Source organism: Psychromonas arctica (assembly GCF_036697365.1).
Taxonomy (GTDB): domain Bacteria; phylum Pseudomonadota; class Gammaproteobacteria; order Enterobacterales; family Psychromonadaceae; genus Psychromonas; species Psychromonas arctica_A.
Genome location: NZ_JBAHZA010000001.1, coordinates 368,453 through 383,393 on the forward strand (window position 1 = coordinate 368,453; position 14,941 = coordinate 383,393).

A 14,941-nucleotide genomic window follows, 5' to 3' on the forward strand; every position below is an offset into this window, starting at 1 on the left:
TATAATTTTAGAGTCGTTGACTATTACTTAACTAGGGAAAGCAAAGCTCGCCCCTTCTCTTACCCCACTTGATGGCCAGCGTTGCGTAATGGTTTTACGTTTTGTGTAGAACTTAACACCATCTGGACCGTAGGCACTTAAATCACCAAACAGTGAACGTTTCCAACCACCAAAACTATGGTAGGCAACTGGAACAGGCAATGGTACGTTAATTCCAACCATACCCACTTCAATATTATCTGAAAAATATCGAGCAGCTTCGCCGTCACGGGTGAATATGCAAGTACCATTGCCGTATTCATGGTCATTGATTAACTGCATCGCCTGCTCCATAGACTCAACACGCATGACTTGTAATACAGGACCGAATATTTCAGCTTTATAGCTATCCATCTCAGCTTGAACGTTATCAATTAAGGTCGCACCAACAAAGTAACCCTTTTCATAACCTTCAACTTTTAGGTCACGACCATCGACAACAATTTGTGCGCCATCTGCTTCAGCGCTATCAATGTAACCCACTACTTTTTCTTGATGCTGTTTTGTAATAACAGGACCAAAATCATTATCAGTATTATCAAACACCCCTACTTTTAAGCTCTGCATGGCAGTGGTCATTTTCTCAATCAATGCATCAGCGGCTTTATCACCTACAGCAACTACCACAGACAAAGCCATACAGCGCTCGCCGGATGAACCAAAGGCTGCGCCTAATAATTGATTAACCGCATTATCCATATCGGCATCTGGCATAATAATCGCGTGGTTTTTAGCCCCGCCTAATGCTTGGCAGCGTTTACCACTTGCCGTTGCCTTGGTATAAATATGCTCAGCAATCGGAGTTGATCCCACAAAACTAACCGCTTTAACTCGCTTATCTTCTAGAATAGCATCGACAGCTTGTTTATCACCATTTACTACATTCAATACACCTTTAGGTAAACCCGCTTGATGTAATAACTGCGCTAAAAATAATGGTGCACTTGGGTTTCTTTCGGAGGGTTTCAAAATAAAACAGTTGCCGCACACAATGGCTAATGGAAACATCCACATCGGCACCATAGCGGGAAAGTTAAAAGGCGTAATCCCAGCTACTACACCGATCGATTGTAATTCACTCCAAGAATCGACATTGGGTCCAGCATTTTTACTGTATTCACCTTTTAACAATTCAGGTGCACCACAAGCATATTCAACGTTCTCAATACCACGCTGTAACTCACCTGCCGCATCGTGCAAAATTTTTCCGTGCTCTTTACCTAACAGATGACAAATTTTATCTCTATTTTCTTCCAACAACTCTTTAAAGCGGAACATAATGCGTGCACGTTTTAAAGGTGGAGTGTTTCGCCATTCCGGAAAAGCTTTTTGAGCAGAGGCTATCGCCATTTCCACCGTATCCTTTGAAGCTAAAGCAACTTGTGTTGCAACTTCACCCAGTGCTGGGTCAAATACATCTTGCGTGCGGCTACTATCTTCTACTACTTCACCATCAATAAAATGGCCTACTATTTGTGTCATAACAATCTCCATGTGGGTTTACCACGCTATTAATTTTTTAAGCTATTTCGTTAAATGTTTCGCCTAACGCATTTATTAAAGAGTCAATTTCAGATTTTTCAGTGGTGAAGGGTAAACCGAGTTGGATAGTGGCTCCGCCATAACGAATGAAAAAACCCTTTTGCCACATTTTCATACCAATTTGGTAAGGTCTTAATGCAGGGTCGCCGTTATTCGGCGCAATAGTAAAGCCAGCAGCAAAACCATAATTACGAATATCTACAATATGTTTACAACCTTTTAAACTATGTACAGCCTGTTGGAAATAATCGCTCATCGCTTTCACTCTTTCTGGCAGCTTTTCTTGCTGTAAAAGATCTAATGTCTCTAAACCTGCGGCACAAGCAACAGGGTGAGCTGAATAGGTATAACCATGTGGAAATTCAATCATATGTTCACCACCACTGTTATCCATATAGGTATCGTAAATCTCTTGCTTAGCTACCACAGCTCCCATCGGGATAGCACCATTAGTAACTTGTTTAGCGATATTGATCATATCCGGTACGACACCAAAAGCTTCCGAACCCGTTTTTGCCCCCATTCGTCCAAAACTACAAATTACTTCATCAAATATCAGTAGAATATTATTATCGGTGCAAATTTCACGTAGGCGATCCAAGTAACCAACAGGTGGAGGGATCACACCAGCAGAGCCAGATAACGGCTCCACGATCACTGCAGCGATATTAGACGCGTCATGTAATGCAATAACATCCAATAACTCTTCCGCTAACGCTTTACCGTTTTCTGGTTGTCCTTTACTAAATATATTTTCTGGCAGCATAGTGTGGCGAAGATGATCAGCTTCAACAGCAGGGCCAAACATGGCTCGATTTCCGCCAATACCGCCGACGGAGATGCCGCCAAAATTACTACCGTGATAGCCTAAGCCACGACCAATTAATTTAGTCTTAGTCGCTTGCCCTTTTTTACGCCAATAACCACGCGCCATTTTTAACGAGGTTTCTGCCGCTTCAGAGCCTGAGCCTGTATAAAAAACCCGATTTAAGCCTTGGGGCATAAACTCAGTAATTTTTTCAGCCAATTGAAATGACTTTTCATGACCAAATTGAAAACCTGGGGAATAATCCAAGGTTTTTAATTGTTTGCTGACTGCTTCAGCAATCTCTGGACGCCCATGCCCTAAACCAGTGCACCAAAGGCCGGATAATCCATCAAAAATTTTACGACCCGCATCATCAGTAAAGTAACGACCAGACGCAGAGGCAATAATTCGAGGATCTTTTTTGAATTCTCGGTTTGCAGAGTACGGCATCCAATGTGCATCTAATTGCGACTGTGTCAGGCTATGATTAACTTGTTTTTTATTCATAATTCACCTCAAAAAATCTATCGAATAATCTATTAAGCTTCTTCGCGATGCGGGTTACGCTCATCTTGCATCCAGTTCATATATGGTTGGCCTTTTGAACGCTCATCCATGGTGATACAGTCATCAACAGGACAAGTAATTTCACAAAGGTTACAACCCACACAGTTATCATCAATAATGCCAAAACTATTGGTACCATCTTCATTTGCAGTCACTTCGATAGCTTGGTGTGACGTGTCTTCACAGGCTTGGTAACAACGACCACAACCAATACATTTATCTTCATCGATAGTTGCAACTACCTTGTAATTCATATTGAGTTTTTTCCAGTCTGTCGTGTTAGGTACAGCCAAACCTTTAAAATCCTCAATGCTTTCGTAGCCTTTACTGTCCATCCAGTTTGATAGGCCTTCTTTCATTTCAGTAACAATGTTAAAGCCGTAAATCATTGCAGCAGTACAAACCTGTACAGAGCCTGCACCTAGAGAGATAAACTCAGCGGCATCACGCCAGTTACCAATGCCGCCTATTCCAGAAATAGGTAAACCTGCAGTTTCTGGATCACGTGCAATTTCTCCTACCATATTTAATGCAATTGGTTTAACAGCGGGACCACAATAACCACCGTGTGTACTTTTACCATCAACAATCGGACGTGCCGCCATTGCATCAAGGTCAATACTAGTAATAGAGTTAATGGTATTAATTAAAGACACTGCGTCAGCGCCTCCGCTTTTTGCCGCACGAGCAGGGAAACGTACATCAGTAATATTCGGTGTTAGCTTAACAATGACTGGCATTTTGCTGTGCTCTTTACACCAGCGCGTTACCATCTCAACATATTCAGGAACCTGGCCAACAGCGGCACCCATACCACGTTCAGGCATACCATGAGGACAACCAAAATTAAGTTCAATACCATCTGCGCCTGTTGCTTCTACTTGCTTTAAGATAGTTTTCCAAATTTGCTCTTCGCAAGGCATCATTAACGACACAACTAAAGCACGGTCAGGCCAACTTTTTTTCACCGCTTCAATTTCTCGCAGATTAATCTCTAAACTACGGTCAGTGATCAATTCAATATTATTAAAACCAGACACTTCACCGTTATGATCATAAAGTGCAGAATAGCGAGATGAAACATTCACAGCAGCAGGATCTTCACCTAAAGTTTTCCAAACAACACCGCCCCAGCCAGCTTCAAAAGCTCGCTCCACGTTATATGCTTTATCAGTTGGTGGCGCAGAGGCTAACCAAAATGGATTGGGTGCTTTTATTCCTACAAAATCTATTGATAAATCAGCCATGTTACTTCTCCTCAGATGAAGTTAGTTCTTGATGAATTGCGAGTGCCGCTAATTTTCCCTGTTGAACAGCTTCAACAGTTAAGTCTTGCCCTACTCCAGTACAATCACCACCAGCAAAGACTCCTTCAATGCTAGTTAATTGATTATGGAAAGTAGCGACTTTACCGTTACTAATAGTGGGAATGAGCTGTTCAGTCTGTGGGTAAGCCATTTTTTGGCCCACCGCTTTGAACACTGCACTACAAGCGACTTCAAACTGCTCCTCTGTACTTTTTAGTTTGCCTTCATCGAGGTAAGTTTTACTGAAAGTCATAGAACTTAATTTACCTTGATCATCAAGATTAATTTTTTCTGGCTGGCTCCATGTTTTAATGCGGACTTGGTGATTTTTAGCAATTTGTTGTTCATGCCCTGTAGCACTCATTTGTGCTTCACCACGGCGATAAACCAAAGTAACTTCTTCTGTGCCTAAACGTTTTAATTGACAAGCTATGTCAATAGCGGTGTTACCGGCACCAATCACAACGGCACTGTCTTTTGGAATGTCTAACTGATCGATATCTGTGGCTTGGCGTAACTCTTTAATAAAATCAACTGAATTTAAAACAGAATCATTATCTTCATGCTCTAAATAAAGCGAAGAAGTGTCTTGTAAACCGATACTGAGAAATACAGCATCAAACTCATCTTTGAGTGTCGATAAACTAATATCTTTTCCTAAGGCTCTGTCGTAATGCACAGTAATTCCACCAATGCTTAAGATGAAATCTACTTCTTCTTGAGCAAAATTTTCAGTCAACTTATATTTAGCAATACCGTATTCGTTTAAGCCCCCTGCTTTTTGCTGCGCTTCAAACACTTCAACTTCATTACCTAACAGTGATAAACGATGTGCACAGCTCAAACCTGCAGGTCCAGCACCAACCACTGCTATTTTTTTACCAGTACTTTCAGCTCGCTCAAAAGGGTGACCTTCAAATTCTGCATTATCTGTCGCATGTCGTTGCAACAAACCAATTTTAACTGGCGACTGTTCAGCTTCATGATTACGAACACAGGCTTGCTCACAAAGAATCTCTGTTGGGCAAACGCGAGCGCAACTTCCACCCATAATATTTTCTTTATAAATAGTTTTAGCTGCACCAGTTAAATCATCCGCATGGATGCTAGCAATGAAACTGGGAATATTAATTTTCGATGGGCATGCCTTAATACAAGGTGCATCATAACAATAATAACAACGCGAGCTTTCGATGCCTGCTTGACGAGCACTCAAAGCTGGATTGATATCTTTAAACATTTGGTCTAATGCTAATTGTTGCTGTGAATAGTTTACTGAATTGTCCATATTCATCACTATAACCTCTCCTATTTATAATTTAATGATGCACTATCTTTTTATGATTAACTCTTGAGACAATGCAAACAACAAGCCAACTACCTGACCGCGGAGTCAACAAGTTAGATTAAAAAACAAACATGAAGCTAAGCGATTGTTTTGCTTAGTATAAAAATTAAGCTTATATTAATCGTAGAGATCGCTTATAAGCCTTTAAATAATAATCACTTCGATCTAAGATGTGAATGTGGAGTAATACTGCACCATGACAAGGCTGTTGCGATATAACAGTGCGGAGAAGCATTAATGAATGACATTAAAAAAAGCGTAGTCAAACGTCGAAAATCAGCCGATATTCGTAAAGGTAATCTACAGTTAATTTTAACCGTGGCGGAACAGCGCTTTGCCGAGTTTGGTTATAACGGAACGACTATTTCTTCTATTGCCGATCAAGCTAATCTACCAAAATCCAATATTCTCTACTATTTCAAAACTAAAGAAGTACTTTATAAAGAAGTACTTAGCCAAATCTTAAAAATTTGGTTAGTAGATATGGAAGAGATGACTGCAGAACAGCACCCTAAAGAAGCGCTCAGACACTATATTCTTCTTAAAATCAGACAATCTAAAGAGCACTCTAATGCTTCGCGTATATTTGCTTCTGAATTACTTCACGGAGCGCCATTTTTACGTGAAAAATTACAAACTGACCTGAAGATACAGTTTATTAGTACTTGCCAGGTGATTCGTGAGTGGATAGCGAAACAATGGATGAACCCTATTAGTCCAGAGCATTTACTGTTTATGATTTGGTCATCCACACAGGCCTATGCTGACTATGGCCTACAAAGTAGTATATTAATGGGGAAAGCGGAATTAGATGATAATGACTTTGAAACTGGTGCAGAACTGATCACACAAGTTGTATTAAGAGGTTGCGGAATCAAGCAACTTTAAAAACGATAACACATTGTAAATTAAGTTTTATTGCCTAATTCACAATGTGTTTAAACGGCCACTTAGAGAATATTTTGAATTTAACTTAAACGACTTCAGCCATGGTCAACATAGCATTTAATAAAACTGAACAACCCCCTTCACACTCTTCCTGCGTAGTACTCTCAATTTCATTATGGCTAATGCCATTTAAGCAAGGTGTAAAAATCATACTTGTAGGTGCAAAGTCTGATACATAACAAGCGTCATGGCCAGCTCCGGCAATGATATCCATATGGCTATACCCTAGGTCCACTGTGGCTTGACGTACTGCATTGACACATGTTTCGTTAAAATGAATAGGCTCATAATACCAAAAGGGATCAAGCGAAACGGTTGGCCCTGTCGCCTCTATCTCCTCAATAGCAGCTTTTAAAGCGGCATCCATTTTAGTTAACTCTTCATCAATCGGATGGCGTAGATCAATACTCATAGAAATTTCACCAGGAATAGTATTACGAGAATTAGGCATCACCTGCATAAAACCAACTGTGCCGCAGCCAGGAGGATGTGCTTTAGCAATCTCCTCTACTTTTAATACTAATTGTGAACTTGCTATTAATGCATCACTACGTAAGTGCATCGGTGTGGTACCCGCATGAGACTCTCGTCCTGTTAATATAGCATTATACCAACGTTGCCCTTGCCCACCGGTAACAACGCCTACTTGCTTTTCTTCTGCTTCTAAATATGGCCCTTGCTCAATGTGAGCCTCAAAAAAAGCATGGAAATTACGTCCAGTAACAGGCGTTTCTCCAGCAAAACCAATGCGCTCTAACTCATCACCTAAACGAAGGCCATCTACATCTTTGGTATCCAAAATTTCCTGGAGGGTAAAGCGACCTGAAACAACACCAGACCCCATCATCGCAGGTGCAAAGCGTGAACCTTCTTCATTAGTCCAGACCGAGATCTCAACGGGGTGCTTTGTTTTTATGCCATGATCGTTCATAGAGCGTACAACTTCAAGGCCAGCTAATACCCCATACACACCATCAAACTTCCCACCTGTTGGTTGTGTATCAAGGTGGCTTCCAGTGCCTACAGGGGGCAAACTCATATCTTCACCAGGGCGAGTACACATAATATTACCAACAGCATCTACTTTAACTGTGCAGCCTGCTTCTTCAGCCCACTTTATATATAATTCTCGTCCTTGCTTATCTAAATCAGTCAACGCAAGGCGACAACAGCCTCCTTTTGGTGTGCCACCAATTTTTGCCATTTCCATTAAACTATCCCAGAGGCGATCACTATTAATTTTTAATGCTTCCATGTTTGACTCCAATAAAGTTGATTAAACCGACATTACGCACATAACATAATTAATAAAGTTCAATGCAAGATACTGACCAACAGGACAACAAGTTTTAAGTTTATTAATAGTCACTATATATAGGCACTTGCATGTATTTAAAACAAATAGACCACATTACAAACAACTTACGTATGATATTTGTGCACCACAGTGGTGAGCAAATGCCCTGATATTGATCAGGGATATCTTTTAATCATTAGCTAAAGCCCGCTTCAATCCTAACCTTATTAATCTAAACGTAAGTAATGGCGCCTATCCAACCAAAAATTCCCGTCCAATTGGTCAGTTAGTTAGTTATTGGCTTGTTAATTGCAAACCTATAAATAAACATAAACCTTATCTTGTAAATATCATATTTCAGATAAGTATCTCGATTTTATTATTGGTGCGCGCAAGGCCACCTTCATGGAGGAGTTGATCACAATGAGTTTATTAATTAAAGGCGGAAAGCTAGTTAACGCAGATCAAAGCATGTTTGCGGATATATATTGTGAAGATGGTGTTATCAAGGCAATAGGCAATGAGCTTGACGTACCAGCAGGTACTGAAGTGATCGATGCAAGCGGAAAATTAGTTATGCCAGGTGGGATTGATCCACACACGCACATGCAACTACCTTTCATGGGCACCGTGGCCAGTGAAGACTTTTATTCCGGTACTGCTGCAGGTTTGGCTGGCGGTACAACGATGATTATCGATTTTGTTATCCCAAGTCCACAACAGCCTTTAATGGAAGCATTTGAAACATGGAAAGGTTGGGCTTCACGCTCTGTCTCCGATTATTCTTTTCATGTAGCCGTTACTTGGTGGGATGAGTCAGTTTCTAAAGATATGGAAACCTTAGTGACAGAAGAAGGTGTTAACAGCTTTAAACATTTCATGGCGTATAAAAATGCAATCATGGCCGAAGACGAAACCTTAGTTAACAGCTTTAACCGTTGCTTAGAATTAGGTGCAATGCCGACAGTGCATGCTGAAAATGGAGAGTTAGTCCACCATTTACAGCAAAAAATGCTTAAAGCAGGCATTACTGGCCCAGAAGCACATCCTCAATCACGCCCACCAGAAGTAGAAGGCGAAGCTTCTAACCGTGCTATACGCATTGCACAATCTATTGGTGTGCCTTTGTACTTAGTACATGTTTCTTGTACTGAAGCCATTGATGAAATCGCACGAGCAAAATCTGAAGGACAACGTGTCTACGGTGAATGTTTAGCTGGCCACTTAGAATTAGATGATAGTGTCTACAAAAATCCAGATTGGGCGACTGCAGCTGCTCATGTAATGAGCCCTCCATTTCGCCCTAAAGGACATCAAGAAGCATTATGGAAAGCACTTCAAGGCGGAACAGTGCAAACCACAGCAACTGATCACTGTTGTTTTTGTGAAGACCAAAAAGCCATGGGTAAAGATAACTTCACGCAAATTCCGAATGGCACAGCCGGCGTTGAAGATCGCTTAATGGTGTTATGGGATTCGGGTGTTAATAAAGGTCGTCTAACTGAGAACGAGTTTGTCTCGGTCACTTCAACTAACACGGCGAAAATATTCAATATTTACCCACGAAAAGGTTGTATTGCAGTGGGCTCTGATGCGGATATCGTGATTTGGGATCCAGCGAAAGAACATACACTTTCAGCCAAAACACATCATCAAAAAATTGACTTCAACATCTTTGAAGGACGCACTGTTAAAGGCTCTCCAAGTATTACCATCAGCCAAGGAAAAGTGGTCTATAAAGATGGACAACTAAATGTGGTTGAAGGTGCAGGACGCTACATTAAACGCCCTGCTTATCCAACTATATTTGATGCGGTTAAAAAATATAACCAAGAGCACGCACCTTACACAGTTGAACGTTAATAGAGAAAGCAAACAGATTAAGGGAGGTAATATGTTAGCAACAGAAGAAACGACAATTGTGTCTGAAGCAACAGTCACTGAAAAACCTAAGCGAGAAATGATTGCTATTGATGATTTATCGCTTATTTTTCCCAGTAAAGATGGTGACGTTCATGCACTATCTAACATTAACTTAAGTATCAAAAGCGGTGATTTTGTCTCTTTTATCGGCCCATCTGGCTGCGGTAAAACCACGTTATTGCGTGTCATTGCGGATTTAGAAAAAGCAACTTCCGGTAATTTAAAAGTAAACGGGACTGATGCTCAGGATGCTCGGCTGAATCGTTTATATGGATATGTGTTTCAAGCGGCTGCTCTATTGCCTTGGCGTAACATTCAACAAAATTGCGCCTTACCGATGGAGATTTCTGGTTTATCCCCTGCCCAACAAAATAAGCAGATTGATAAATATCTAAAAATGGTTGGCCTACAGGACTTCCACAAGAAGTTCCCATGGCAACTTTCTGGGGGGATGCAGCAGCGAGCTTCGATTGCCCGCGCTTTATGTTTAAACCCAGATCTCTTGCTAATGGATGAGCCATTTGGTGCGCTGGATGAGATAACTCGTGACCACATGAATATCGAGCTACTCAGAATCTGGAGTGAAACACAAAAAACCGTGGTATTTGTAACTCACTCCATTGACGAAGCAGTATTGTTATCCACGCATATTGTAGTGATGTCGCCTCGCCCAGGACGTATTGTCAAAGTCATTGAAAGCCCTTTACCTAGATTGAAAACCTTAGCATTAAGGGACGATCCGGCTTTCCATGCCTTAGCCAGTGAAATACGCACGGCTCTCGCGCACGAGCATGCTATCGATTAATCATAACAAGCTAAAGGATTAGATATTTATGAAACAAAAGCTATTTTCTTTCGTTAGTTTATTGCTGATCGTCATTGCAATCTGGTACCTCGCAGCTTTGCTAATGAATGGTAATCAATTGATTAATAATCTAGAGCGTAAAAAGCAAGATTGGACCTATGTGCAAGTGATAAAAGGAGCCTATGACGTAAAACGCCCTATGCTTCCAGCGCCGCACCAGGTAGGCCAAGAACTTATTAAATCAATTATCGATAGGCCTGTTACATCAAAACGTTCATTAATATACCACGCACAAATAACGCTAAACTCTACCTTATTGGGTTTTGTTTTTGGCTCTTTATTAGGCATTTTAATTGCTGTTGGTATCGTTCATAACAAAACCTTAGAGTCGAGCTTAATGCCTTGGGTGATAGCTTCACAAACCATCCCCATCTTAGCGATTGCCCCAATGATAGTGGTGGTACTAGGAGCGATTAATATTACAGGCGTAATACCTAAAGCCATTATCTCTATGTACTTATCTTTCTTCCCCGTCACCATTGCCATGGTGAAAGGGTTGCGTTCATCGGATAAATTACATGAAGAACTGATGCATACCTACAGCGCAACAGCAAAAGACATATTCTGGAAACTACGTTGGTACTCAGCACAACCTTACTTATTTGCTAGTTTGAAAGTAGCTATCGCAGCCGCATTAGTTGGTGCAATCGTGGCTGAATTACCAACAGGTGCGCAAGGTGGATTAGGTGCTCGCTTACTCAGTGGTTCTTATTATGGCCAAACAGAACAAATATGGTCTGCATTGATTGTTGCCGCTACTTTAGGCTCAATTTTAGTATGGTTAGTGGGCATTGCAGAAAGAGTACTATTACGTCGCCGAGGAGAGCTTGATCATGCCTAAGACATTAAAAAATTGTATCTATATCGCATTAGTTCTACTGCAACTGACGCTAGTTATTGTCAGTGATGTTGGCTTTTACGATGCGTTCTCTTTGTCTATTTTGTTATTAATTGCAGCAGCTTACAGTATGGCAATGCTATTAGGACAGCTAACGTCACTGGAAAATGAACACAAATTAATCAAACCGCTAATCCCCACCTTATTTGCATTTATGCTGATATTAACCTGGGAGAGCATTGTAAAAGGTTATGCAATTTCACCGATTTTGATGCCGGCACCTAGTAATATATTTCATGCGTTAATTAATAATATTCCGATGTTATGGGCTGACTTTAAACAGACTTACTTAAAAGCTGTATTGGCGGGTTATTTCATTGGTTGCCTTTCTGGTTTTCTGGTTGCGCAATGGGCAGTCAGAAACAAGGTGCTGCAAGATGCACTGATGCCATTAGGTAATTTTATGTCCGCTATTCCGATTGTAGGCATAGCGCCAATTATGGTGATGTGGTTTGGTTTTGATTGGCAGTCTAAAGCCGCTGTGATTGTTATAATGACATTCTTTCCAATGTTTATTAATACCCTCACTGGCTTACAGTCCACCGATGCCTTACATAAAGATTTAATGCACACCTATGCCGCTAAAAAATCACAAATATTCTTAAAGAACCAATTACCTCATGCCCTTCCGTTTATCTTTAATGCGTTGAAATTAAACTCTGCATTAGCCTTAATCGGAGCAATTGTTGCTGAATTCTTTGGCACACCAATTGTAGGTATGGGATTCCGAATTTCGACTGAAGTAGGTCGAATGAATATGGACTTGGTATGGGCCACTATTGTCGTGGCTGCTATTGCCGGTTCATTAAGTTATGGGGCACTTGCTTTACTAGAGAAGTCCTTATTGTTTTGGCACCCCTCGTACCGAGAAGGTAAAAACAGTTAATGCTATCTAATTAATTTAATGAGCGAATATACAACGGGTGCAGTAGTCGTTTTGTGCAATCCTGACACTGCATCACTAAGTATCGATAAGCTATTGAATTCAATTATTTTTACGTCACTTTACAATAGAAAAGGGAACAAACTATGAAAAGAACGCTAATCACACTCGCAACGGGCGCTGCACTATTTGCATCAAGTTTCAGCGCTAGCGCTGCGGATAAACTGACTTTGCAGTTAAAATGGGTAACACAAGCTCAATTTGCAGGCTATTACGCAGCATTAGAGAATGGTTATTATAAAGACGAAGGCATTGACCTCTCCATTAAACCTGGTGGTCCAGATATTGCCCCTGCACAAGTATTAGCAGGTGGTGGAGCAGACGTTATTGTTGATTGGCTTCCTTCCGCATTAGCTACACGTGAGAAAGGCTTACCTATGGTTAATATTGCGCAGGTTTATAGTAAATCAGGCATGATGTTGACCTGTTTAAAATCCAGTGACATCAAAACATCTGCTGATTTCAAAGGCAAAACATTGGGCGTTTGGTTCTTTGGTAACGAATACCCATTCCTTAGCTGGATGTCAAAACTAGGTTACCCAACCACTGGTGGTGATGACGGTGTAACGGTATTAAAACAAGGCTTCAATGTTGATCCAATCTTCCAAGGACAAGCAGATTGTGTTTCAACCATGACTTACAATGAATATGGTCAAATCATGGACGGCGGTTTAACTCCTGAAGAATTAGTGCTCTTTAAGTATGAAGATGAAGGTGTAGCGACATTAGAAGATGGTTTATATGTCTTAGAAAAAGATCTAAAAGATGATAAGAAAGTAGAAACTTACGCTAAGTTCTTAAAAGCTTCATTGAAGGGTTGGAAATGGGCAGCAGATAATCCAAAAGAAGCGGCTATGATTGTTTTAGAATACGATGATACAGGTGCACAAACAGAGTCTCACCAAACGAGAATGATGACCGAAGTGGCTAAACTGCTCGGTTCTGGTGATGATATGGGTTACTTAGATCCTGCTGCATATGAGCGTACTGTCGATATTTTATTAGGTAGCGAATCAGCGCCGGTTATTACCAAAAAACCAGTCGGTGCATACTCACATGTTGTGTATGACAAATATAAAGAGCTTTAAAAACTAACTTTTAACGCCAAAAAGACTGAAACAAAAAAACACCGAATATTACTATTCGGTGTTTTTATTTAAATTGTTACTTTATTTTTTAGCATTTCAACAATCAGTTAAGTCCTACTTGTAAACATGTTTACTTGGACACAAATAATTAGCTAGCATGCTGATCTACGTTGTTCTTCATTCAAAAATCTATCACTCAAAAACAGGACGATAAAAACTGCGCTCATAACTAATAATACATTGCGTTTCTTCAGCGTACCTGAAAGCTTCAATGCACTCAGAATCAGACATTGAATTAATTCGATACCGTTCGTAACTGGCTAAACTATCAAAAGAGAAAAGTGCTAGCGCTTTATTATTAGCACCTTCTGAAGGTAAGAAATATCCGTGATGTTGTCCGCCAAATTTATTAACTAAAGGTATCCAGAGCTTTGCATAACGTTCAAACTCTTTTAGTTTGTAGGGGTCGATAACGTAATTCAAATAGCAAGTGACCAAAATAATGTCTCCCAGTAAATAGATGGCTAAGTAATATTGCGTTGATTAATCATCCTAAAAGTTAAGTTAATACGCGGTGTACTGATTTTTTTAGTCGGTGGTAAACGATGTAACCAGTGGCTTTGTGTCTCACCACGCATTATTAATAAACTACCATGTTGCAATAAAACAGAAAGGGTTTGTTGATTATGCTTATGTTTAAAAGAAAACTTTCGTTCTGCGCCTAAACTGACTGATGCGATCGCACCATTTTTACGTAAATCTTTTTCAGCATCACTATGCCAGGTCATGCCCTCATCACCGCTATGGTACAAATTTAATAAACAAGCATTAAATTTATAACCGGTCTGTTGTTCCACCAGCGCTTTAAGTTGTAGTAATTCGGGTGTCCAAGGCAATGCTACTTTCGTCACATTAGAATAGGTATAGTGAAAAGGCTGATCGCCGTACCAAGCTATCTTTCGTGGTGTAACGATAAACTGCCCTTGTATATTAACCTGATCATGTTTCCATTCAATCTGTGTTAATAATTTTTCGAAATAATCATCAGCTTGCTGATAAGACAACATCATCCCGTAATACTCAACAATACCATCATAATCGATAATATTGATGGGTGAAGGTGCTAACTCAGCAAATAAGTCCATATTATACATTTACGTGCCTTTTTTAGTCCAAGATCAACATAACACTACTTTGACACTATTAGAGCAACCGTATTAGGTACGAGTGAATAAAATAAGTTAATGACAATATTATTATAAATTAACAATTTAAAAGGGATGCTGCAAATAATCAAATGAGGAATTCAAAAAGTAGAGTAACAATTAATGGCAATCTGTATCGTATTTTCAGTAGCGAAAAGTTAAT

Annotated in this window: 13 protein-coding genes; 6 read left to right on the forward strand and 7 right to left on the reverse strand. The window is 40.2% G+C overall.

Features of this window, described 5'->3' with window-relative positions:
* Positions 1-27: 27 nt before the first annotated feature.
* The 4 genes from V5290_RS01595 to V5290_RS01610 are packed head-to-tail and all read right to left on the reverse strand — an operon-like array spanning position 28 to position 5,557.
* Complete coding sequence (locus V5290_RS01595) at positions 28-1,521, reverse strand: CoA-acylating methylmalonate-semialdehyde dehydrogenase (protein ID WP_333381045.1); 1,494 nt, start codon at positions 1,519-1,521, stop codon at positions 28-30.
* A gap of 37 nt (positions 1,522-1,558) precedes the next feature.
* Positions 1,559-2,896, reverse strand: coding sequence for an aspartate aminotransferase family protein (locus tag V5290_RS01600; protein ID WP_333381047.1), 1,338 nt, complete (start codon positions 2,894-2,896; stop codon positions 1,559-1,561).
* Positions 2,897-2,928: 32 nt separating this feature from the next.
* Positions 2,929-4,203 (reverse strand): NAD-dependent dihydropyrimidine dehydrogenase subunit PreA, encoded by a 1,275-nt coding sequence (gene preA / locus V5290_RS01605; protein WP_333381048.1) that lies wholly within the window; start codon positions 4,201-4,203, stop codon positions 2,929-2,931.
* A 1-nt stretch (position 4,204) separates the two neighbouring features.
* Positions 4,205-5,557, reverse strand: coding sequence for an NAD(P)-dependent oxidoreductase (locus V5290_RS01610; protein WP_333381276.1), 1,353 nt, complete (start codon positions 5,555-5,557; stop codon positions 4,205-4,207).
* A gap of 291 nt (positions 5,558-5,848) precedes the next feature.
* On the opposite strand from V5290_RS01610, the gene V5290_RS01615 reads away from it, so the two are divergent.
* Positions 5,849-6,499: a TetR/AcrR family transcriptional regulator gene (locus V5290_RS01615; RefSeq protein WP_333381050.1), complete on the forward strand. Its 651-nt coding sequence runs from the start codon at positions 5,849-5,851 to the stop codon at positions 6,497-6,499.
* 85 nt (positions 6,500-6,584) lie between these two features.
* Here V5290_RS01615 and V5290_RS01620 read toward each other — a convergent pair whose 3' ends face one another.
* Positions 6,585-7,814 carry a Zn-dependent hydrolase gene (locus V5290_RS01620; protein WP_333381052.1) on the reverse strand — a complete coding sequence of 410 codons (1,230 nt, stop codon included), beginning with the start codon at positions 7,812-7,814 and terminating at the stop codon, positions 6,585-6,587.
* 465 nt (positions 7,815-8,279) lie between these two features.
* Between V5290_RS01620 and hydA the strand changes: the two genes are divergently transcribed.
* The 5 genes from hydA (at position 8,280) to V5290_RS01645 (ending at position 13,573) form a co-directional block, all read left to right on the forward strand.
* Positions 8,280-9,719, forward strand: a complete 1,440-nt coding sequence (hydA, locus tag V5290_RS01625) for a dihydropyrimidinase (protein ID WP_333381054.1) — start codon at positions 8,280-8,282, stop codon at positions 9,717-9,719.
* A gap of 31 nt (positions 9,720-9,750) precedes the next feature.
* Positions 9,751-10,584 (forward strand): ABC transporter ATP-binding protein, encoded by an 834-nt coding sequence (locus V5290_RS01630; protein WP_333381056.1) that lies wholly within the window; start codon positions 9,751-9,753, stop codon positions 10,582-10,584.
* 28 nt (positions 10,585-10,612) lie between these two features.
* Positions 10,613-11,485, forward strand: coding sequence for an ABC transporter permease (locus V5290_RS01635; RefSeq protein ID WP_333381058.1), 873 nt, complete (start codon positions 10,613-10,615; stop codon positions 11,483-11,485).
* Positions 11,478-12,428: an ABC transporter permease gene (locus tag V5290_RS01640; RefSeq protein ID WP_333381060.1), complete on the forward strand. Its 951-nt coding sequence runs from the start codon at positions 11,478-11,480 to the stop codon at positions 12,426-12,428. Before V5290_RS01635 ends, V5290_RS01640 begins: the two co-directional genes overlap by 8 nt.
* 143 nt (positions 12,429-12,571) lie before the next feature.
* Positions 12,572-13,573, forward strand: coding sequence for an ABC transporter substrate-binding protein (locus tag V5290_RS01645; protein WP_333381061.1), 1,002 nt, complete (start codon positions 12,572-12,574; stop codon positions 13,571-13,573).
* Positions 13,574-13,765: 192 nt separating this feature from the next.
* Here V5290_RS01645 and V5290_RS01650 read toward each other — a convergent pair whose 3' ends face one another.
* Both V5290_RS01650 and V5290_RS01655 read right to left on the reverse strand, forming a co-directional pair.
* On the reverse strand, positions 13,766-14,071 hold the full coding sequence (locus V5290_RS01650; protein ID WP_333381063.1) for an NIPSNAP family protein: 306 nt from the start codon (positions 14,069-14,071) through the stop codon (positions 13,766-13,768).
* Between the two features lie 26 nt (positions 14,072-14,097).
* The gene (locus tag V5290_RS01655) at positions 14,098-14,727 is read right to left on the reverse strand and encodes an alpha-ketoglutarate-dependent dioxygenase AlkB (RefSeq protein ID WP_333381065.1); all 630 of its coding nucleotides are present in this window, start codon (positions 14,725-14,727) and stop codon (positions 14,098-14,100) included.
* Positions 14,728-14,941: the final 214 nt, after the last annotated feature.

Coding starts and splice junctions, on each gene's coding strand:
- V5290_RS01645 (WP_333381061.1), top strand. CDS start 12,572: ATGAAAAGAACGCTAATCACACTCGCAACGGGCGCTGCACTATTTGCA.
- V5290_RS01635 (WP_333381058.1), top strand. CDS start 10,613: ATGAAACAAAAGCTATTTTCTTTCGTTAGTTTATTGCTGATCGTCATT.
- V5290_RS01630 (WP_333381056.1), top strand. CDS start 9,751: ATGTTAGCAACAGAAGAAACGACAATTGTGTCTGAAGCAACAGTCACT.
- preA (WP_333381048.1), bottom strand. CDS start 4,203: ATGGCTGATTTATCAATAGATTTTGTAGGAATAAAAGCACCCAATCCA.
- V5290_RS01655 (WP_333381065.1), bottom strand. CDS start 14,727: ATGTATAATATGGACTTATTTGCTGAGTTAGCACCTTCACCCATCAAT.
- V5290_RS01610 (WP_333381276.1), bottom strand. CDS start 5,557: ATGAATATGGACAATTCAGTAAACTATTCACAGCAACAATTAGCATTA.
- V5290_RS01640 (WP_333381060.1), top strand. CDS start 11,478: ATGCCTAAGACATTAAAAAATTGTATCTATATCGCATTAGTTCTACTG.
- V5290_RS01595 (WP_333381045.1), bottom strand. CDS start 1,521: ATGACACAAATAGTAGGCCATTTTATTGATGGTGAAGTAGTAGAAGAT.
- V5290_RS01600 (WP_333381047.1), bottom strand. CDS start 2,896: ATGAATAAAAAACAAGTTAATCATAGCCTGACACAGTCGCAATTAGAT.
- V5290_RS01620 (WP_333381052.1), bottom strand. CDS start 7,814: ATGGAAGCATTAAAAATTAATAGTGATCGCCTCTGGGATAGTTTAATG.
- V5290_RS01615 (WP_333381050.1), top strand. CDS start 5,849: ATGAATGACATTAAAAAAAGCGTAGTCAAACGTCGAAAATCAGCCGAT.
- hydA (WP_333381054.1), top strand. CDS start 8,280: ATGAGTTTATTAATTAAAGGCGGAAAGCTAGTTAACGCAGATCAAAGC.